The organism is Treponema sp. OMZ 840, assembly GCF_050937815.1.
Classification (GTDB): Bacteria; Spirochaetota; Spirochaetia; order Treponematales; family Treponemataceae; genus Treponema_C.
In genome coordinates this window covers 25,709-47,033 of the sequence record NZ_JACDIJ010000005.1, presented here as the reverse complement: position 1 = coordinate 47,033, position 21,325 = coordinate 25,709, and the positions used below count along the sequence as shown (strand labels likewise).

Sequence of the window (21,325 nt, the reverse complement as noted above, 5' to 3'; positions counted from 1 at the left end):
TCCTTTGGGTGTGTCGCGGCTGCCGAAAAAACTCCTGTTTTTCGGCAGCCGCGGAGATTTTAACCGCAATCAGCGGACAACGATATTTACCAGTTTATTCGGTACCGTAATTACTTTTACAATTTCTTTGCCGTCCGTAAAGCGTTTGGCGCCTTCGGTTTGCAGGGCCAGTTTTTCCAAAGTTTCTTTCCCTTCGTTTAAGGCGGCTTCGAATTTATCGCGGATTTTGCCGTTTACCTGTACGACAATCGTACAATTGTCGTCTTTGCATAATTGTTCGTCCCAAGAAGGCCAGACGGCGCGGGAAACGGTTTCGGTTTTGCCGAGTTTTTGCCATAACTCTTCGCCCAAGTGGGGCGCATACACGGAAAGCATAATCACAAAGTTTTCCCATACTTCTTTTGCCAATTTTTCGGCCTTTGACGTTTCGTTGATAAAAATCATCATTTGGCTTATCGCCGTATTGAAATTAAGGCTTGCCGTATCGGTGCTTACCTTTTTGATTGTTTTGTGCAAAAGCTTGGTCAATTCGCCCGACGCTTTTTCATCGCTTAAGGGCTTTTCGCTTACCGTCCATACCTTTTCCAAAAAGCGGTGTATGCCGACCAAGCCCTGGGTACTCCACGGCTTCGACACTTCAAGCGGACCCATAAACATTTCGTACATGCGCACCGAATCCGCTCCGTATTCGCGTATTACGTCGTCCGGATTGATAACGTTTTTAAGCGACTTGGACATTTTGGCGATAACGCGCTCAAGCACTTCGCCCGTGGCAATTTCTTCAAATACGCCCGGCTTACCCTGAACTTCGCGTACTTCGTCCGTCGGAACGAGGGTTTTGTTTTTGCGCTGGAATGCAAAAGATGTTATCATACCCTGATTGACGAGGCGCTGAAAGGGTTCTTTTGTGTTAACCAAATTCAAATCGTAGAGTACCTTGTGCCAAAAGCGCGCGTACAGCAAGTGCAGTACCGCGTGTTCCGCACCTCCTACATAGAGGTCTACGGGCATCCAATACTCGATTTTTTCTTTTGAAGCAAACTCTTTATCGTTATGCGGATCCAAATAGCGTAAATAGTACCAGCAGGAACCTGCCCATTGGGGCATGGTGTTCGTTTCGCGCTTAGCTTTTCCGCCGCATTTGGGACAGGTACAGTGTACCCAGCTTTCCACATGGGCGAGGGGGCTTTCTCCCGTTCCCGTCGGCTGGTACGACTGTACCTCAGGCGGCATAAGGGGTAAATCCTTTTCGTCTAAAGGAACGCAGCCGCACTTTTCGCAGTGTACGAGGGGAATCGGCTCTCCCCAGTACCGTTGGCGGCTGAATATCCAGTCGCGCAGTTTATAGTTGACGGCTTTTTTACCGATTCCCTTGTTGTTAAGGTCTTCGGTCATTGCCTTTTTGCTTTTTTCGGTGCTTAAGCCGATGCACAAGCCACTGTTTATACTGTAGCCGTCGGCTGCCGTGCAGTTTTCGGCCTTTGTAAAAATGTCGGGAAAGCGGCGCACGAGTTCATCATAGGCTGAAGAATCGCCTGCTAAGGCTTTTTGTCCGGCTTCGCGTAAAAGCGCCGCGCCTTTTGCTTCGTCCCCGTCTCCTAAAGCTGCAATTTCTTCTTTTGAGGCAACCGTTTTAATAACGGGTAAATCGAAGGCTTTTGCAAAGTCCCAGTCGCGCTCGTCGTGGGCGGGAACGGCCATAATCGCTCCGGTTCCGTAGGAAATCAAAATATAGTCGGAAATCCATACGGGGATTTTCGCTCCGTTTACGGGATTTACGGCATAGGAGCCGGTAAAAACGCCGGTTTTGGTTTTTGCCAAGTCCGTGCGCTCCAAATCGCTTTTTTTTGCGGCCTGTTCAACGTAAGCGTCGACGGCTTCTTTTTGTTCGGCGGTTGTAAGACGGTTCACCAGCTTGTGCTCGGGCGCTATAACCATGTAAGTGGCTCCGAAGAGGGTATCCGGCCGGGTTGTATACACGGTAATCCCTTCTTCGCTTGCGGCTGCCCCGTCAGCGGTGCCTTGAGCGGCGGCGCCTTTGCCGTCCGTATCGGCGATTTTAAAGGTAACTTCGGCGCCCTCGCTTTTTCCTATCCAGTTTTTTTGCATAGCCTTAACCGATTCCGGCCAATCCAGTTCGTCCAAATCCTGCAAAAGCCGCTCGGCATAGGCGGTAATTTTAAGAATCCATTGGCGGATTGTTTTGCGCGTAACGGGGGTACCGCAGCGCTCGCATTTTCCGTCCTTTACTTCTTCGTTGGCAAGACCGGTTAAACAGGCCGGGCACCAGTTTATCGGCGCTTCGGCTTCGTATGCAAGGCCTTGTTTGTACAGCTGTAAAAATATCCACTGCGTCCATTTATAGTAGTCGGGCGTGCAGGTGGTAATACAGCGCTCCCAATCGTAGCAAAAGCCGAAGGACTTTATTTGCCGCGTAAAATGCTCGATATTGGCGTTTGTTGTAATGCTCGGGTGAGTACCCGTTTTTATCGCATAGTTTTCGGCAGGAAGCCCGAAAGCGTCGAAGCCCATCGGGTGAAGCACATTGTAACCGTTCATGCGTAAATAGCGGCAGTAAATATCGGTTGCCGTATAGCCTTCCGGGTGCCCCACATGCAGCCCTTGAGCCGACGGGTAGGGGAACATGTCGAGGACGTAGACCCTTTTATCTGCGGGAAAAGAGGGGTCTTCGGTTATGCGGAATGTTTTATGTTCTTCCCAATAGCGCTGCCATTTGGGTTCAATCGTTTCAAAAGGATAGTTTGCCATATTAACCTCGGATACATCTTTATTGAAGAATTATAACGTATTTTAATCGTATGCGGGAATTATAGCGCAATAACACAATGTGGGCAAGGCGTAAAAAAAGGCGGATAAATAAGTTTTATCTAACTTGATAGTAAAATTAAAGTTTTGTATAATAATCCTGTTCTAAAACGGAAGTTATAGAACAGGTATAATAAAAATCGGAATGTGCCGCTTTTTTTCACTTTTTAATGGAGGTGTAAAATGAAAAAAAACACTGTAACGGTTGTTGTGTTGTTTGCGGTTTTTCTCCTGTTTTCATGTACTGCAACGGAATCGGCAAGCCGGGACGAAAATCCTCTTGTGTATGAAGCTTATACCTATCTTCAAAACAATTATATAAGCCCCGAAGATTATATAATTGAAAAATTCAAAGATTATGATGTCGTTATACTCGGCGAAATGCACAGAATTAAGCACGACCCACTTTTGGTGCAAAACCTTATGCCGCTTTTACATAAAAACGGTATTTACACGGTTGCAATAGAGTTTGCCCTCTACGAAGACCAAGACCGTATCGATACGTTGGTTACAGCCGAAGAATACGATGAAACGTTAGCCCGCTCCGTTCATTTAAACAGTTTTTGTATAGGATTGGGCGGCTATCACGAATACTGCGATATTTTTAAAGCCGCATGGCAAGTGAATAAAAATCTTCCTTCAGGAGTGCAAAAAATGCGCGTACTCGGTGTAAACGACAGGCTGTATTGGTCCGAAGCAAAAAGCCGGGAAGATACCGTTAAACCGGAAATCAGAAAAAAGATTTTTAGAGATTTTTCCGAAAAAAACTGGGCGGACAGGGTAAAAAAAGAGGTATTGGATAAGGGCGAAAAAGTGCTTTGCTACTGCGGAATGCATCACGCTTTCAGCAAGTACCGGCAGCCGGCAGTTTCCGGCGGGCGCTTTATCCGTTTCGGGGATGTCAGGTTCGGCAATTATTTATACGAAGAAAAAAAAGATAAGGTTTTTACGATTTCGCTTCATTATCCCTGGTTTCCCGTCGAAGGCTATGACAAAGATTCCGTATTGCCGGCCGACGGTATGATAGATACCTTATTGGTTTCGCTGCCGAAAAACAAACGCCGTTTCGGTTTTGATACGGCGGGTACTCCTATGGGAGATTTTACCGGCAGTACAAGCTTGTATAAGTTCGGTTATGACAATTTTACTTTAAAAGATTTTTGCGACGGCTATATTTGTCAGGGTACATTCGGCGATTACGAAGGCGTAACGGCTATAAAAGATTTTATAAACGAAACGAATATCGATAGGATAAAAGCCGAAGGATATCCGACCGTCAGAAATTTCAGCCTAAAACAGCACGATGAAACTTTGGAGCGGGAATCGGCGGCTGTCAAAACATATCACTTAAAAAAGGCGATAGCCGAAACGAAAAAATTAAAACCGGTGAAGTCCGAGTGAACACGGAAGTTTTGCCGCCGTTTTTTTCCGACGGAAAGTTGTGCCTCCCGTGCACTAAGATTTTTACGTGATTCAATACGAGTACGGACAGAGTACTTGACTATTCCCCTGCGGTTTGATAACATTAAGTTTAGTTTTTGTTTGGAGGGTTTTCCTTTGGCAGTAAAAAAATCATCTGCGGAAAAAAGATTTAGACAGAGTGAAGAAAGGCGTTTACGCAATAAAGCGGCAAAAAGTGCTGCACGTACTTGTGCAAAGAAATTTACAGCGGCTGTGCAGGCAAAAGATCAAAAGCTTGCCGATGAAACGTTACGTCTTTTATGTAAAGAGCTGGATACCGCCGGCCGTAAGGGGATTTTATCCCGCAATTCCGTTTCACGGAAAAAATCACGCATGATGAAATTGTACAATGTTTCATTTTCAACTAAAAGTGTCTGAAAAAGTCGGCTTTGAAATTAAGTTTGCATAAAACACGGACTTAATTTCGAGCGCGGCGGACCGTTAAAAATGCCCGGCTTTAGACAGTTCCGTTTTTATGCAGGCGTTTGTCCATAGTCTTTTTTATGTTTGGTAAACGGAAAAAAGGTATGCTTATTTTCGTTTATGTAGGATACCGGACAGTACGGAGAAGATTTTGATGAAATCAAAAAAAATAACAAAATTCGATTTAGTTGACTCTGTATATCTTAAAACAAAGTACGAAAAAAAGATTGTGCAGACTGTTCTTGAATCATTACTTGAAAATATCAAATCCTCTTTAAAAGACGGTTCGACTATTGAACTCAGAGGATTCGGTACCTTTGAGCTGCGGCTCCGTAAAGGCCGTTCCCGTGCACGTAATCCTAAAACGGGCGAACAACTTTCGGTTGCGCCTCATTATATAGCCGCTTTCAGATCGGGACAGGAACTTAAAAACGCTTTGTGGGAACTGCCCGTTCCTGCACAAAAATCATGAAAAAAATTATTATCGATACGGCACTTCTTTTTTCAGGCATACTTCTTTTTGCATTGCCCCAGCCCAGTTTTATATATGCGCAAGGTTTGCCGTTTATATCTTATTTTTCTTTTATACCTGTTTTTATACTTACCCGCCGTTTAAGTTGGAAAACCGTACCGCTGTACGGATTAATATACGGTATAGGCTGCTATGTTGTTTTTACAAGCTGGCTTGCAACCTTTCATCCGATGGGGATAACCGTTATTTCCTGTTTATACGGAATTCAATTTGCCCTTGTTTTTCCGGCTTTAAAAGCGGCATGGTCTTTATGGGGGAAAAAAATTTGGCTTGCCCAGTGGATTGTGTGGTGTGCATACGAATATCTTAAAACAAAGGGGTTTGCCGGTTTTAATTACGGAGTTACCGCATATTCTCATTGGCAGCTTATACACCTTATTCAGTGTACCAATCTGGTCGGTGTGTGGGGGCTGAGCGCCGTTATAAGTTTTGTTTCCGCATGGTGGGCGGAAGTTTTATTTCCGCTTTTTAACCGTAAAGAAAGCGGAAAATCCGTATGGAATATCATAAAAGAAAATATGCGCTGTCATCGCGCCGCTGCTTTTGCGTGGTGTGCCGTTTTTATGTTGATAATCGTGTACGGTTTTGTATCCGTTGAAAATTACGACGATTATCCGGTAAAAAAAGCCGTATTGATTCAAACGAATACGGATCCGTGGATAGGGGGAACTCAAGCATACAGACGCGATTTGACGACTCTTAAACGCCTAACCGACAAAGCCTTACAAGAACACCCCGATACCGATATTGTTATATGGCCGGAAACCGCCTTTGTACCGCGCATACGCTGGCATTACCGCTTTAGAACCGACAGAGAGCGCTTCGACCTGGTAGACGAACTTTTACATTATATCGATTCAAAAAACATTCCCTTTGTTATCGGAAATGACGATACCGTCGAAGGTTATACGCGAACCGGCGGTTTAGGCGAAATAAGCTATAACGCCGTTTTATTGTTTCGTCCGGGACAAAATGTTATTCCGCCCGAACCGGAATTGTATCATAAAATGCATTTGGTTCCCTTTACCGAATACTTCCCTTTTGAAAAGATTTTCCCCAAAATCTACACCCTGCTTTTAAACGGCGATACTCACATGTGGACTCCCGGAAACGAGGCTGTGGTATTCAATGTGGACGGTTTGCATTTCGGTACGCCTATTTGCTTTGAAGATACTTTCGGTTATATCGGCCGCCGTTATGTCAATGCCGGTGCGAATGCCTTGGTCAATCTTTCCAATGATGCATGGTCGAAAAGTCTTGCCTGTCAATACCAGCATTTGTCGATGGCCGTTTTTCGGTCCGTTGAAAACAAAGTACCGAGTGTACGGGCTACGGCTTCCGGACAAACCTGCGTTATCGATCCCAACGGCAAAGTTGTTGCAATGAGCGACCCCTTTTGCGAAGCTTATTTGGCGGCGGATATACCGGTTTTGACAAATCGGTCTAAAACCGTATATACTGTTTTAGGCGATTATATCGGAATCTTGTTTTCGATTGCCGCAGTTTTTATTTTAATTGCCGGCCTTGTACGGAAAAAATAGGAGAATATATGCCGATTTCATACAGACAAAAAGAGGGCGATTTAACGATATTGGGAGCTGAAACGGAATTAAACGGAGTGCTGTCCTTTTCCGGGAATTTGGTTATTACCGGAAAATTTATCGGTTCAATCGAATCGACGGGCAGTTTGGTTATTGAAAAAAACGGTGTATGCACGGTAAACGGAATAAAAGCCGATTCTATAAGTATTGCCGGCCAAGTGGAGGGCAATATGTACGCAAAAACAAAGCTTGAAATGTTTTCCGGCAGTAAAATTGTCGGAAACGTCGAAACGTCCCGTTTGCGTATTGCGGATAATGTGAATTTTCACGGTGAAGTAAAAATGCTCGATGAAGTTCCCGATATGGATATTTTTTCGGTATCGGCTGCCGAGTATAAAAAAATGGTTTCCGAACGTACCTTTGCCGAAGAAGAGGAAGATGTGTAATATGCGGCTTGACTTTTTGTATGTTTTTTGGTAATATAAATTGTCTGCTATACAACGTCTTGTATTAAAAATGTTTTATATTCAATCCCGTAATCAATTTCTTATATATGGAGATATTTAATGGCAATGAATCAAAGACGCCGTTTTATTGACGACTCCGATCATGCGGAGGGAGCGGAAAATTCCGAGTCTGAAGCTCAAAGTTCTTTTGCTTTCACGGACGAACCTTCTTACAGCGGTACTAAAAAACCGAGTCAATCCGACGGTGAGCCGCTGAGTGCCGACACCGAAACGCCTTCTTCCCCCGTAAACGGAAAAGAAAAGCGTGTTATTGTACGGTCAAAGCCCAAGCGTGCAGTGCGTTCCAAAACTTCCGCCCGTTCGGCCGCTTCCAAGCAGGAAAACGGTGCAAATGAAAACAAAGCCTTTGATATGCGCAGCGATGAAAACGCTTTGGATGCGGCTTCCTTACAGGGCGCTCATGTAAATGATGCCGAAAGCGATTTGCAAAACCGCGATTCAAAACCCCGGCTTTCAATCAACGATTTAACGAAAATGAGTATGCCGGGTTTACGCGACCTTGCCGCCCAATACGGCGTTCCGCGCGACGATTTGGCTCCGATGAAAAAACAGGAGCTTATCTTCGTTATATTAAAATCGCATACGGAACACGGCGGCATTATTTTTTCTTCCGGTGCTTTGGAGATTTTGCCGGACGGCTACGGCTTTTTGCGCTCCCCGCAAAACAGCTATTTATCCGGGCCGGACGATATTTATATTTCGCCGAGCCAAATACGCTTGTTTAACTTAAAAACGGGCGATACGGTTTACGGTCAAATCCGCTCGCCGAAAGAAGGAGAGCGCTTTTTTGCCCTGTTGCGCATAGAAACCGTTAACGATGACGAAACACGGGCCGCCCAAACGCGCATTCCCTTTGAAAACTTAACGCCCCTTCACCCGGACGAAAAACTCAATCTTGAAACAAGACCGGATGAGCTTTCGACACGTATCATAAATCTTTTTTCTCCGATAGGAAAAGGACAGCGCGCGCTGATTGTTGCGCCTCCGAAGGCCGGTAAAACCATTTTAATGCAAAAAATTGCGAACGCGATTACCGCAAATCATCCTGAAGTATATCTTATTGTATTGCTTATAGACGAGCGTCCCGAAGAAGTTACGGAAATGGAGCGTTCGATACACGCCGAAGTTATTTCTTCAACCTTTGATGAACCTGCGACGCGCCACGTGCAGGTTGCCGAAATGGTATTGGAAAAGGCTAAACGCCTTGTAGAGCACAAGCGCGATGTCGTTATCTTTTTGGATTCGATTACCCGTCTTGCGCGCGCCTATAACCAAACCGTTCCCACTTCGGGAAAGGTGCTTTCAGGCGGTGTGGACTCGAACGCCCTGCACAAGCCCAAGCGCTTTTTCGGTGCGGCGCGCAACGTGGAAGAAGGCGGAAGCCTTACGATTATATCCACAGCCCTCATTGAAACCGGAAGCCGCATGGACGAAGTTATATTCGAAGAGTTTAAAGGTACGGGCAATATGGAAATCAACCTCGACCGTAAACTTGCAGACCGCCGCCTTTTCCCGGCAATCAATATTAAAAAGTCCAGTACGCGCAAAGAGGAATTATTGCTTACCGAAGAAGAACTGCAAAAGATTTGGGTCTTGCGCAAAGTAATAAATCCGATGGACGATGCGGAAATTATGGAATTACTGCTTGACAGAATGCGAAAAACAAAGAATAATGAAGCATTCTTGCGCTCGATGAATACCGGCGAATCTTTTTAATACACAGGAATTACTAGGAGTTATATATGAAAAAAGACCTTCATCCCGATTATCAATTGACGAAAATTACCTGCGCTTGCGGTAATGTTATCGAAACCCGTTCAACCGTTAAAAATATCGATGTTGAAATTTGCTCGGCCTGCCACCCGTTTTTTACCGGAAAGCAAAAGCTTGTAGACACGGCAGGACGTATTGAACGCTTTAACAAGCGCTTTAACATTAAACCTACTGCCGCTCAATAAGCTTACGCTTTTAAAAATCCTGCCGGGATTTTTACGTATAAACGGCTTCGGCTTTTTTTGCTTCCCAAAAGGCGGAAAAGCGGAGCCGTTTTTTTAACGTGTGCCCGCAGGCGGCTGCCCGGCCCTATAGTTCAAGCGGGAAGGGCAGTATCGGTTCTATGCTCGTCCTCCCGCATAAAAGGGCTATAAGGCGGTCGGCACCCAGAGCAACTCCCGAACAGCTTGGAAAATCATTAAAAATCTTCCAATATTCGCCGTCGGATGCATGAGGTACGAGGGCGGTTTTTTCTTTTAAACGCCCTTCCGTTTCAAAATAAGCGTGTACCCTTTCGGGGTTTTGTTCTTCGGTATAACAGTTTGCAAGTTCGATTCCCTGAGCATAAAGTTCCCAGCGTTCTTTCCATAGTGCGCCGTTTTTTACGTCCGGCGCGCCGCTTCCTGTTTCCGGTGCGCCGTTTTCGGATAAACCGTTTTGCGGTGCGCAGTCCTTTGCAAGGCAGGGCACAAAGGCGGGATAATCGGTTAAAAAAACGGGCTTGTCGCAGGGCAGATTCGGCTCAACCGCATGGACGAAAATCAATTCATAGAGGTCATCGATGCCCCATGTATCGAAGGGGTTTTCGGTGCTTTCGCCAAGTTCAAGGCGGCGCGCTTGCTCTGCCAAGCCCTGTACCGAAGCATAACGGCTTAAACGGAAGCCCGCATAGCGCTCAAAGGCATCGTCCATAGTTAAGCGTATAAAGGGCGGCCGTAAAAAATCCCAGGGGTCTGTGCCGGCTGCTTCGGCGCTGCAGTTTTCTCCGCCGGTGCTGCGGTTTTGCCCGTTCGGAGGGGGCGGGAGTAAAAAGTTGAAAAGCCGTTCGGTAATTTCCATCGAGTCCTTATAATCGGCGTTCATTGTATAATATTCGAGCATGGTAAATTCGGGGCTGTGTATGCGCGCCGAAGATTCGCCGTTCCGGTAGCATTTGGATAATTGGAATACGTCAACCTTGTGCTGCGCTATAATGCGTTTGATGTAAACTTCGGGAGAGGGCACCAAATACAAGGCTGTGTTTTTTTGCGGGGTGCCGGGTTTTATATAATCGGTTTTAAAAACTTCAAGGCAGGTTTCGGGAATAAGGGCGGGGCTGAGGGCGGGGGTATCGAGTTCAAGGTAGCCGCGCTCGGTAAAAAAACGCCTGATGTTTTGCAAAATGCGGGCGCGTTCGCGCAAAAGTTCCAAATCCATAGGACACTATACCATTTTTGCCGTTTTTATGGTAGCATGAGCTATGAGCCGCCCAAAATTGTTCCGTATAATAGATAAAGCCGTATTCGATTATAAATTGATAGAACAAGACGACCGCATTCTTGTCGGGCTTTCAGGCGGTAAGGATTCGACCGCCTTGGCCGAATATTTGGCCGACCGCCTGCGTCAAGGCCGCGAGCGCTTTGAAGTGTGCGCCCTCCACGTTGAAAGCGGCATAGGCTCATCGTTACACGCCGAATTGCGCGAAAAGCTTGAAGGCTGGGGAATCCCCGTAAAAACGATTTGTGCCGATGTTTTGGCGCGCTTAAAGCCGGGAAAAGCCATGAATTGCTGGTGGTGTTCCACCCAAAGGCGAAGCGAACTGAATACCTACGCGATTGAAAACGGCTTTAACAAAATAGCCCTCGGCCACCACTTGGACGATGTTTTGGAAACCCTGTTAATGAACGCCCTGCAAAAGGGGGAACTTTCGACAATGCCGCCGCGCTTAAAATACGATAAATATCCGGTAACGATTATACGCCCCCTGTGCCTTGCCGACGAGCGGACGATTATAGACCATGCCGAAAAATGCGGTTATAAAAGTATTACCTGCACTTGTACCTATCAAGACAATTCGGCACGCAAAAAGGCGCGCTCAAAGCTTGAAGCGTTAACCGGCGGCAGTACCGCCATGAAGCGCCGCTTGTTTGAAGCTTTAAAAAACATAAAAAGAGAATATCTGCCCTAAAATCCGCATTTTTAAATCTTTCTTTCTTGAATAAATTTAAGCTTTAAATCTTTAAGTTTTTCGGTAATCGATACCTTGTATATATGCGGATTTAAAATACGCAGATGGGTTATATCGAGTTTTGAAAGCTGATTTTGCATCGTTTCACGGCTTTTTTTCAAACGCTCTTTTTCATCTTTACGTGTTTCCGTAAGGGTACCGTTTTCAATGCGCTTAATTAAAAGCTCTTCCGCCTTATCGGGCGTAAAACTGAAATTGCGGTAATCTATGGCAGGATGATAAAAACGTCTTTCTTTACCCGTTTCGATTATTTCATCTTCAAGGGCGACGATATCCGCCTTCATCATGCCGTCCGCACCGTAAAGGCGCCACACATTTTTAATACCCGGATCCGTTGTTTTTTGCGGATTATCCGAAAATTTCATTGCGGGAATAAAGCCGCCGTCAAGACCGTTTTTTCGGGCCGCGAGTTTGTATACGCCCGTAAAAGACGATTCGTTCCCGCCGGTTACCATATGGGTCCCGACTCCCCAGCCCGTAATGGGGGCGCCGCCTGCAACAAGGGTTTCGATAATTTTTTCGGTTAATTCATTTGATACCGATATAGTCGCCTTCGGAAAACCCGCATTGTCCAAAATTTTGCGTACTTCTTCCGACAAATACTGAATATCGCCGGAATCGAGGCGCACGCCGAAATTGTAACCGCGCGCGGCCAATTTTTTGCCTACTTTAACCGCATTGTGAATGCCGGATTTTAAAGTATCGTAGGTATCCAACAAAAAAATCGATTTTTCCGGATAAAGATCGGCATAGGCTTCAAAGGCTTCAAGTTCGCTCGGAAAGGACATAACCCATGAATGCGCCATAGTTCCCGTAACCGGAATACCGAAGCGTTTTCCTGCAAGGGTATTGCTTGTGCTTGAAGCGCCTCCGATATAGGCCGCCCGCGATGCGCTCATAGCTCCGTCCGAACCTTGGGCGCGCCGCAATCCGAATTCCATAATGGAACCTTTTTTTGAAGCAAGCCAGACACGGGCCGACTTTGTTGCAATAAGGCTTTGAAAATTAAGGGTATTTAAAACCAAGCCTTCGATAATTTGTGCTTGAATAAGATCCGCATGAACGCGCACCAAAGGCTCGTTCGGAAAAACAATCGAACCTTCTTTCATTGCATATACATCGCCGGTAAAACGGAAGGTTTTTAAATAATCCAAAAAGTCCGGCTCGAAAATACCGAGTGAATCCAAAAAGGCAATGTCCGATTCGCTGAATGAAAAAGCGGTTAATTCGTCTATAAGCGTTTCGATTCCGGCAAAAACCGAAAATCCTCCGTCAAAGGGCTGGCGGCGGAAAAACATATCGAAAACGGCAGGATAGTTCATACCGCATTTCCAATAACCTTGCGCCATCGTCAATTCGTAAAAATCCGTAAAAAGGGCGGACAAAGCTTCTTTGTTTTTTTTGTCTTCCGTACCGCTCATGCAGCCTCCTTCCGCTTTGTTTTCCCCAAGCGCTTTTTAATTATACAGCCGTATCGATGTATGTATTCGACATACCGAAAGTGTACCGTCCTCTGTGTAAATGGTCAAGTAAAAAGGGCTGCAGTCGGCTTTTTTACAGGGAATTCCGGCTTTTATAGTTTTCCAACAGCGTTTTATACGACAGCGCAACCCTGTCTTGGGGAAAAACGCTCAAAGCTTTATCGATATATATTTGCGCTGTTTCTGTGCTTTTGTCCGCAATGGCGTGCAATGCAAGTTCGATATAATCCTGGGATCGGCGTTTTAATTCTTTTATCGTTTTATCGTCCGTGTCGTATATTTCAAATAAAAAATTCGGCTGTCCGGATACGGTTTTCATTCTCCGTATGGGCCGTATGCAATATGCCGTCGGGTCTTTAAGCGATAAAAATATTCTGTTTGATATCATTATGGAACTTCCATATATTTTTGTTTGATGTTGAAGCAATTCCGACATATAATATGCATTTGAAATGATAATACAATCCATCCTGTCGGTATCTCCGATTGTTCCTAACAGTATATCGTTATAGTCGATGCCTATGCCGATTTTAAGCGGGGCGAAACCTGCCGGTTTGATTTGTTTTGCCGTTACCGCTTCTTGTATGGTTATCGCACAGCGTACGGCGGCATCCGAGCCTTCGGGAAAAAGTGCAAAAAAACCGTCGCCTAAATATTTGGGAATAATGCCGCCGTGTGCGCGTATAATCGGAGCGACAAGGGCAAAATATTCGTTGAGCAGCGTAAATACGCGGTCGGGCGAAAGTTTTTCGGAAATATGCGTAAACGAACGTATGTCTATAGACAAAATAGGCATTGACAATTCGGTATTGTCGCCTAAACATATGTCGGTAATGGACTTTTTATTCAGCAAACGCATAAGTTTTTCGGGGAAAAACCGTATCAACGACTTATTAACCCGTATGATTTCTTTGTTCAGTTTCTCGACTTCTTTTATCGAGTCCGCATATTTATCTAAAACCATAATCGATATGATTATAATCGAAATGGAAGTTCCCACTTGCATGGAAAGATTTGAAAAGATAACTCCGAATGCAACCAATAAATCGTACATACCGAAAACAGCTAAAACCGTTATGGCAGCGACAATCCAAATACCGAAAGGATGTCTTTTTTTTATACTTACAATAGACATGCTTATGGCATATACGACACAGCAAGCCGAAAAAATTCGGTAGAATATAAGAACGGTGAATAATGCTTGGGATTTGAGGATAACCGTAAAAACAGCGTATAAAAGAGATACGCCGATTATTATTCGGTACGGAATTTTACAACAGGTATTTAAAGCTTCTTTTATAAAGACGGTAAAAAATAAAATTAAAAACGGGAGCGTAATATATCTGCCGATAATATGCAGACGCCAATGTATGTTCGGGAAAATAAAACCTATAATATGGGGGTAAAATAGGCTTTGCCGAATTGCAACAACGATTGCCGCAAATGCAAACCATAAAATAAACATGAGTTTTTTATACGATATGCCCAACACAAAAAAGAAAAATGCAACGCTGAGGGTAACCGCAAACATACCTGAATTTAGAATAAGGTCGGAAGTAAATCTTTTTTGTATATGACCGGCTTCTCCTAAAATAAAGGGGGTTGTGAATCCGGAGCGAGGATGTTCGAAGTTTGACACATTAAAAATAATTTCAGCTGTGCCGTTTAATTTCGGATAAAACGAAATTCGCGACGTTTGTATGCCGGGTATTTCCGATTTTAAGTTTGTACCGGGGGTTCCCTGCCGTGCAACCGTTTTACCGTTAAGGACAACGCTGCAACTGCTTGAAGCCCGGCCGATATGTAAAGAATATACCGTATTCGGATTCAAATTGGATACGATAAGTCCGTAAGAACCGTACCCGAATTCGGAATTCATTCCGGCTGTGTAAAAAGAGCCGGGTATAAATCCGTAAGATTCGGTTTCGTTTTTTAAAGAGCCGAATTGACCGGGGGTAAAATAAAATTCGCCGCTTATTGCAAACAGGTTTTGTTCCGGGTTATCCGGATATACAAGATTGCCTTTTTTTGCTTCCAAGTGCAAGGTTGCATTATTGTAGGTTGCCGAAAATGCATAAACAAAGTAAAAAAATACCGCCATATACACAAAGGGAAGGCAGCCTAAAATCGTTGTTTTTTTAGTCATTTATGCACCTCATATACGGAAATCGGCGTGTCTTTTCCCCGCAATTTGACAAGTCCGGCATATTTGAAGCCGATTCCTCCGGCCGGTTCCAAATCATAATTCTTTTTTACCGCATCGCTTAAAAAAATGGAAGCTTTTTGTTCCAGCGCATAAAAATGCAAACGCGATGCGATGTTTACGACATCGGAAATGGCGGTACTGTCCATACGCTCCGTTTCTCCGATTGTTCCGAGCATAACTTGCCCGTAATGTATGCCGCAGGAAAAGCTTATTTCGCCAAGCGCGTTTTGTTTTCGCGTTATATTTTTGTCTGCAATAAAATTACCGATCTTAAGCAAACAGTTAAGAGCTTCTTGTGCCGACCCGGTAAAAACAATCATCAAGCCTTCGGTTAAATATTTATCGATAAAGCCCCTATGTTCTTTAATAATGGGATTGATAACGGCAAGAATTTTATTATATATATTAAGCAGATTCAAGCGGTCGGCATTTGTTTTGAGATCGGCATGGGCGCTTAAATATACAAAGGCAATGTACATATTTTCCAAATCATGATCACCGAGTTTTACATCGGTATGCCCTTTTTTTAGAAAATTCATAAATTCATTAGGTAAAAACCGCGTTAAGGCCGTATTAACCTGTTCGATTTTTCGGGTAATGAGGGTTACTTTTTCAAACGTGGATTTAAAACTTTGCAGTACAATCATCGCCATGGGGATGAGCAGAGCCAAAATACCGAATTGTGCGACGAATATACCTTTTACAATATCATTTGAAATCAACATATCCCATATGGCCAGCAATAAAAAAAGGAACGAGCCGAATAAAAAAAACAAAGCGTATTTATCCCGCTTAAGGGCCGACCGGGTTAAAATAACCAAATCGTATACCGCAACCGCGAGTATATATATTTGTATATAGGTAAGCAGTTTTGTGTACAGTGAAATAGGGGTAAAAACGACGATTATACCGTATATGAATGCGGGTAATAAAATACAATAAAGAAAAACGGAGCGTTTTTTATTAAGCAATTCGTATATAAAAAACGAAACGAAAATAATTGCCGCAGAAAAAGTTACATATCCCAATTTATGCAGCAATACGCCGCTTACAAAGGGCAGTATCGTTGTAAGCAAAAACTCATCGTAGCAAAACATTCTTAAACTGAAAATAGTGCATAAAATGCTGAAACACAGGGCTTTTCTTTCTTTCGGATAAAAAATAAAAAGCGATAAAAAGAATATGGCTAAAAGAAACAGTATGCCGGCAATAATCGTAAAAGATACGACGGAGCGGTTATGACTTTCCAAAAGCGTGTCGTAAAAAGCTATTTTTACCGGCTTTAAAAATCCGGGATCTTTGTCGTTAAAGTTGGAAATATGAAAAACAAGCGTCGTTTCGGTTTTTTCTCGTAGAGGTAAAATAATTAATTCGGAACCCCAGTGGAACCGCTCGTCTTGTCCGTTTGTGCCGATTTTTCCGGATGTAAAAAAACATTCTCCGTCAAGGTAAGCGGCACAAGCCGAAGACGGACCTGCCAGTTTTAATGCATAGAGGGAATCGGATGCAAAGCCTTTTATTTTTACCGCATAGGTTGCATAGGCAAAGGCAGGCAGGGGCTGCGAATAGGTATTCCACCTTTTGTTTATCGATTCGAAGCGCGTATACTGCGAAAAATCTTGGGCGGGGTTTGAAAATTCATTGGGTATAAAAATCCATTCGCCTTCCAAATTGACGATTTCCGACTTTTGTAAATTTTCAATATTGTATACACCCTTGTGTATACGAGTGTTTTTTTCTGTTGCTTTCTCTTTTTTGCATGAAGGCAGTATAAGCATACACATACAAAAAAACATAAAAAACCGAAACCGCAGCGCACTTACTTTTAACAACATGCTACTTATTATCCTACATTCTCTTTTAATTGTAAAGCTTGGGAAAAGGTATTCGGTAAATTTTCCGTCCGACATTGTGTTTTTATGCTTTTCCGTATATAATATACAGTGTCGGGAACCCCTCGCCTTATGTATTTGTCAGTTCCGCTCCCGATTCGGAGATTTATATGAAAAAAATATTGATTTTTGTTGTTTTAGCTGCTGTTTTTACAACGGTTTCCTGTAAAAATCCCTTTTTGCAAAGTATGCTGGAAGGGGAAAGTTCCGTAGCGGAAGAGCCTTCCTCCGGTTCCGGAACGATAAGCGCTCCCTATGTGGAAGGCGGGGCTTCGCTGATTTTAAGTCCCGACAAAAAAGATATTTGTATTAAAGTCGTAACGGCGGATTCTTTGCCTGTTAATGTTGAAGGCTGTACTCAAACTTCCATTCCGAACAATAGGTGGATAGTCTTAAACGCTTTAGGCACTAAGGTGGTGCTGAAGGGTAAAATTACGCAATTGTACTGCCGTAATAATCAATTGACATCGCTTAATGTGCAGGGCTTAACTGCTTTACAGGAATTGTACTGCCAAAATAATCAATTGGCGGCGCTTAATGTACAGGGCTGTTCGGCTTTGCAGTCTTTGTACTGCAATGATAATCAATTGACATCGCTTAATGTGCAGGGCTGTTCGGCTTTGCAATTCTTGTACTGCCGTAATAATCAATTGGCGGCGCTTAATGTACAGGGCTGTTCGGCTTTGCAGTCTTTGTACTGCAATGATAATCAATTGATATCACTTAATGTACAGGGCTGTTCGGCTTTGCAGAGGTTGAACTGTTGGAAAAATCAATTGACATCGCTTAATGTGCAGGGCTGTTCGGCTTTGCAATTCTTGTACTGCAGGGAAAATCAATTGACATCGCTTAATGTGCAGGGCTGTTCGGCTTTGCAGAGGTTGAGCTGTTGGAAAAATCAATTGACATCGCTTAATGTGCAGGGCTTAACTGCTTTACAGGAATTGAACTGCCAAAATAATCAATTGGCGGCGCTTAATGTACAGGGCTGTTCGGCTTTACAGTCTTTGTACTGCAATGATAATCAATTGATATCACTTAATGTACAGGGCTGTTCGGCTTTGCAGTCTTTGTACTGCAATGATAATCAATTGACATCGCTTAATGTGCAGGGCTGTTCGGCTTTGCAATTCTTGTACTGCAGGAAAAATCAATTGACATCGCTTAATGTGCAGGGCTTAACTGCTTTACAGGAATTGAACTGCCAAAATAATCAATTGGCGGCGCTTAATGTACAGGGCTGTTCGGCTTTGCAGTTGTTGTACTGCGCTAATAATCAATTGATATCGCTTAATGTGCAGGGCTGTTCGGCTTTGCAGTGGTTGTACTGCCAGGAAAATCAATTGACATCACTTAATGTGCAGGGCTGCTCAGCTTTGGATGTGTTGAACTGCTGGAAAAATAGGTTGGATGCAACCACTTTTATAAGTATATTCAACGCGCTTCCGAATCGTCCTGCCTCGGATGGTGGCAGCTGTACGCTGTATTCAACCGGGGCGGGTGAAGAAAATTGTACGGATTTTACTTTTCCGTCTTCTTTACAAGCTGCCTTTAACGGAGCGAAAGCGAAAAACTGGAAGATGTACAAACAACCCGAATCGGGAAACGCGCAGGAAATATAGGGGAACAAGGTTCAAAGTTCAAGGTGCAAATGTCGAATGCCGAATGACAAAGGTCGAAGGTCGAGGTGCGAAGGGCGAATGCTGAGTGTCGAATGTCAAATGGCGAATGACGAATGTCAAATGTCGAAGGTCGAATGGCGAGGTTCGAATGGGAAAATAACAAAAAGCGGCAATGTGTCTATTGACACTTGCAAAAGGCATTCGGTACAATAACATATGAATACAAATATTGTAAAAACGGCAGTGTTTGTTTTCGTCTGTGCCGGTACTGCAAGTGCCGGACTGTGGCTGTATAATAAAACGGTAAAAAACCGCGAATTGCAAGTACAGCCGCCTGCAGCTGTTCAAAATGCGGAAAAAAAAGCCGCCGATGTTTCCCCGCTGCAGCAAGAACCTTTGAAGCCCCTTACGCCTTTTTCCGCCCGTGATATGTCGAAAACTGCCGAATCGAATCCGCCGCCTGCAAAAAAAGTTCCGCAGGCAAAAAATCCTGCAGCGAAAGTTCCGGCTGCAAAAAGTCCGCCGCTCAAAAAAATGTCCGCAGAACAGGTTAAACCTGCGGCCGGTTTCGAAAAAAGCGCCGACAGCGAAAAGGTACAAACAATGCCGGAACCAAAAAAGGTTTCCGAAAGCGCCCCCGCTGCGGAACCCAAAAGCCCGGTTGACGCTTCGGAAAAAAATACCGAAAAAAGGCCCGGCAAAACCGTTCAAGATACACCCGCCTTTTCCTTTGCCGCGGGCGCCCCGAAAAGGTTTGCATGGTCGCTCGCCTTTTTAGCCGAAGCGAATATGAACAGCCCTGTAAATCCCGCCTCCGGAACGGGCATGTACGCCCTTTTTGTCCTGCCGTTCGATGTAAAGCTCGGAAACTTTTCCGCAGGGGTAAAGGCGCTGTATTCGCACGATTTTAACAAACATCACCTGTTCGATACCGCTCTGTTGTTTCGTTGGAACTTTTATGATTTTGCCTCAAAACCGCACAAAGATTCGGGCTTTTTTATTCAAGCCGAAGGCGGCGCAGTTTTAAGTTACAGCGAACATAAAAAGACGGGCAACCCGCTTATATTCGGTTTGGGACAAGCTTCTTTCGGATACCGCCTGACACTACATAACTTTTTTATAGAACCCTATATACGCGGCGGTTATCCGGTAGTATGGGCAATCGGCCTTGCAGGAGGAATACGGTTCGGCGATTGATGAAGGTCAAATGTCGAAGCTCGAAGGTCAAGGTGCGAATATCGAATGACGAGGTTCGAGGTTCAAGTTGTGTAAAACGTTGTTTTTTCCGAAAAAATCGTATATACTGTACGTGTGGGAATGAATCCCCTTTTGGGGTATGCCCTTCCTTAGAGGAGGTTGTTATGAAAAAACTCTGTGTAGGATGTATAAGTTTATGTTCGATACTTTTTTTAGCCTGTAATTTCGGTTTAAAAAAAGATTTTGCAACGGTACAAATCGATTTCGGCGCTTCTTCACCGCTTGAACGTGCCCTTGATTCGGCAACCGCGCTTCCGATACTTTCAAGTACGCGCATAAAAATAGAAACGGAAGGTTCGATCAGCGGTTACTCCGCTGTGGAATTGCCGCCGCAAGCGCCTAAAAACATCAGTTTAAACCTTCCTGTCGGCGATACGGTTGTTATAAAAGTATCCGCCTATAATCCGTCGGGTATATGGTCGGGCTCGGTTACGCACCGGGTAGAAGAAGGCGCAAACGCCGTCAGCGTCAAACTCGGTAAAAAGGTGTCTGGCTTAAATAAGCTTTTGTTTACGCAGAAAAAAACAGTCAATGAAATGGGACACACTAATTACGACTTAACCCTCTACCTTGGCGGAAAAAAAATTGACTTGATAGGATCTGAAGCCTCCTATAGTTTTGCCCGCGACAGTTTGGGAAGAGTTTTAGTCGGATATACTGTCACCAACCTTTGTGTTGACCGCTATACGAGTGAGGGAAATCTTGATGTCAACGGTACAGTAATGGCGGCCGATTCTTTTGCAAACGATTATACAACGGGGAAGATGTATGCTCATATTTCTAACGATAATCAGTTAGTGCAGATAGAGGACAACCTCTCCGGACAGGTGGTTGCAATGGGACTTGACGGACGTGTTTTTGCCGCCGATAACGGCCGCATTGCATGGGTCGACACAGGCAGCCAGCTCCTCAAGGTTGCCCCGATTCCCAATTCCGTTTCTTCGCTTGGAACTCACTTTTTCGGCACACAAATCGATGATGATATTGAAATCGATGATTGTGAGCCTTCCGAAGTAACCGACCTTTTTATGCGCGGTTCTTATGTCTACGTGCTTTTTACGACCGAATATAAACTTCCCGGCTTCAGTAATCCCTTTTATATTTTCGGCGGCGTTGTGCGCTATAATGTAAACGATTTGGGTGAGGAGCCGGTAAAAATCGGCTTTGACGACCCCGATATTGATACCGATGATCATACATTTGATAAGAGTTATTACGCTCAAAACTTTTACGGGGCGGTAAAGGTTATCGGCTTTGACGACGACAATATCTACATAGCCGACGACGGTTTTGATTCGGCTTATGTCGAAGACGGTTACGGTCATCACCATTTGAACATTACGGCGGACCGTAACCGTATAGCCGCTCTTAACATACGCACAAATTCGCTCAGCTTTACGGATGCAGCACCTGCAAAATGGTTTAATGAGTGGACACGCTAGCCGGAATAACGGCGGAAAAGGGCGGGGAAAAACGGACACCCGCCCTTTGTTCGGTCTACCGGTGTATGTTTATATCACAGAGCAAGATTTACAGAGCGCATAAAATCAAAATATA

At 44.3% G+C, this 21,325-nt stretch carries 16 protein-coding genes; 11 read left to right on the top strand and 5 right to left on the bottom strand.

Going from position 1 to position 21,325, the window contains the following annotated elements; translation table 11 throughout:
• Positions 1–69 precede the first annotated feature (69 nt).
• A complete protein-coding gene (gene leuS / locus H0R92_RS08460) occupies positions 70–2,769 on the bottom strand; it encodes a leucine--tRNA ligase (RefSeq protein WP_432963154.1) in 2,700 nt (899 codons plus the stop codon).
• Positions 2,770–3,009: 240 nt separating this feature from the next.
• Here leuS and H0R92_RS08455 point away from each other — a divergent pair, with 240 nt between their 5' ends.
• From H0R92_RS08455 to rpmE, 7 genes are all read left to right on the top strand, one after another.
• Positions 3,010–4,227 (top strand): hypothetical protein, encoded by a 1,218-nt coding sequence (locus H0R92_RS08455; RefSeq protein ID WP_432963151.1) that lies wholly within the window; start codon positions 3,010–3,012, stop codon positions 4,225–4,227.
• Positions 4,228–4,383: 156 nt separating this feature from the next.
• The gene (gene rpsT, locus H0R92_RS08450; protein ID WP_432963148.1) at positions 4,384–4,665 is read left to right on the top strand and encodes a 30S ribosomal protein S20; all 282 of its coding nucleotides are present in this window, start codon (positions 4,384–4,386) and stop codon (positions 4,663–4,665) included.
• Between the two features lie 199 nt (positions 4,666–4,864).
• Positions 4,865–5,182, top strand: a complete 318-nt coding sequence (locus H0R92_RS08445; RefSeq protein ID WP_432963145.1) for an HU family DNA-binding protein — start codon at positions 4,865–4,867, stop codon at positions 5,180–5,182.
• Positions 5,179–6,783 (top strand): apolipoprotein N-acyltransferase, encoded by a 1,605-nt coding sequence (gene lnt / locus H0R92_RS08440; RefSeq protein ID WP_432963142.1) that lies wholly within the window; start codon positions 5,179–5,181, stop codon positions 6,781–6,783. The genes H0R92_RS08445 and lnt overlap by 4 nt, the downstream gene beginning before the upstream one ends.
• An 8-nt stretch (positions 6,784–6,791) precedes the next feature.
• Positions 6,792–7,229 carry a bactofilin family protein gene (locus H0R92_RS08435; protein WP_432963139.1) on the top strand — a complete coding sequence of 146 codons (438 nt, stop codon included), beginning with the start codon at positions 6,792–6,794 and terminating at the stop codon, positions 7,227–7,229.
• A gap of 120 nt (positions 7,230–7,349) precedes the next feature.
• Entirely contained in the window at positions 7,350–9,026 is a 1,677-nt protein-coding gene (gene rho / locus H0R92_RS08430) for a transcription termination factor Rho (protein ID WP_432963136.1), read from the top strand.
• Between the two features lie 26 nt (positions 9,027–9,052).
• Positions 9,053–9,268, top strand: coding sequence for a 50S ribosomal protein L31 (gene rpmE / locus H0R92_RS08425; RefSeq protein WP_428770826.1), 216 nt, complete (start codon positions 9,053–9,055; stop codon positions 9,266–9,268).
• Positions 9,269–9,392: 124 nt separating this feature from the next.
• Here the strand turns inward: rpmE and H0R92_RS08420 are convergent, their stop codons facing one another.
• Positions 9,393–10,499 carry an amino acid--tRNA ligase-related protein gene (locus H0R92_RS08420; protein WP_432963133.1) on the bottom strand — a complete coding sequence of 369 codons (1,107 nt, stop codon included), beginning with the start codon at positions 10,497–10,499 and terminating at the stop codon, positions 9,393–9,395.
• Positions 10,500–10,542: 43 nt separating this feature from the next.
• Between H0R92_RS08420 and H0R92_RS08415 the strand changes: the two genes are divergently transcribed.
• Positions 10,543–11,250: a tRNA 2-thiocytidine biosynthesis TtcA family protein gene (locus H0R92_RS08415; RefSeq protein ID WP_432963130.1), complete on the top strand. Its 708-nt coding sequence runs from the start codon at positions 10,543–10,545 to the stop codon at positions 11,248–11,250.
• An 11-nt stretch (positions 11,251–11,261) separates the two neighbouring features.
• Here H0R92_RS08415 and H0R92_RS08410 read toward each other — a convergent pair whose 3' ends face one another.
• The 3 genes from H0R92_RS08410 to H0R92_RS08400 all read right to left on the bottom strand — a co-directional run bounded on the left by H0R92_RS08410 (position 11,262) and on the right by H0R92_RS08400 (position 16,781).
• The gene (locus H0R92_RS08410; protein ID WP_432963127.1) at positions 11,262–12,731 is read right to left on the bottom strand and encodes a nicotinate phosphoribosyltransferase; all 1,470 of its coding nucleotides are present in this window, start codon (positions 12,729–12,731) and stop codon (positions 11,262–11,264) included.
• Positions 12,732–12,864: 133 nt separating this feature from the next.
• A complete protein-coding gene (locus H0R92_RS08405) occupies positions 12,865–14,937 on the bottom strand; it encodes an adenylate/guanylate cyclase domain-containing protein (protein ID WP_432963124.1) in 2,073 nt (690 codons plus the stop codon).
• Complete coding sequence (locus tag H0R92_RS08400; RefSeq protein ID WP_432963121.1) at positions 14,934–16,781, bottom strand: adenylate/guanylate cyclase domain-containing protein; 1,848 nt, start codon at positions 16,779–16,781, stop codon at positions 14,934–14,936. Before H0R92_RS08400 ends, H0R92_RS08405 begins: the two co-directional genes overlap by 4 nt.
• Before the next feature lie 218 nt (positions 16,782–16,999).
• Here H0R92_RS08400 and H0R92_RS08395 point away from each other — a divergent pair, with 218 nt between their 5' ends.
• The 3 genes from H0R92_RS08395 (at position 17,000) to H0R92_RS08385 (ending at position 21,210) form a co-directional block, all read left to right on the top strand.
• Complete coding sequence (locus H0R92_RS08395; protein WP_432963118.1) at positions 17,000–18,511, top strand: leucine-rich repeat domain-containing protein; 1,512 nt, start codon at positions 17,000–17,002, stop codon at positions 18,509–18,511.
• Between the two features lie 216 nt (positions 18,512–18,727).
• Positions 18,728–19,708, top strand: a complete 981-nt coding sequence (locus H0R92_RS08390; protein ID WP_432963115.1) for a hypothetical protein — start codon at positions 18,728–18,730, stop codon at positions 19,706–19,708.
• Between the two features lie 164 nt (positions 19,709–19,872).
• A complete protein-coding gene (locus H0R92_RS08385; RefSeq protein ID WP_432963112.1) occupies positions 19,873–21,210 on the top strand; it encodes a hypothetical protein in 1,338 nt (445 codons plus the stop codon).
• Positions 21,211–21,325: the final 115 nt, after the last annotated feature.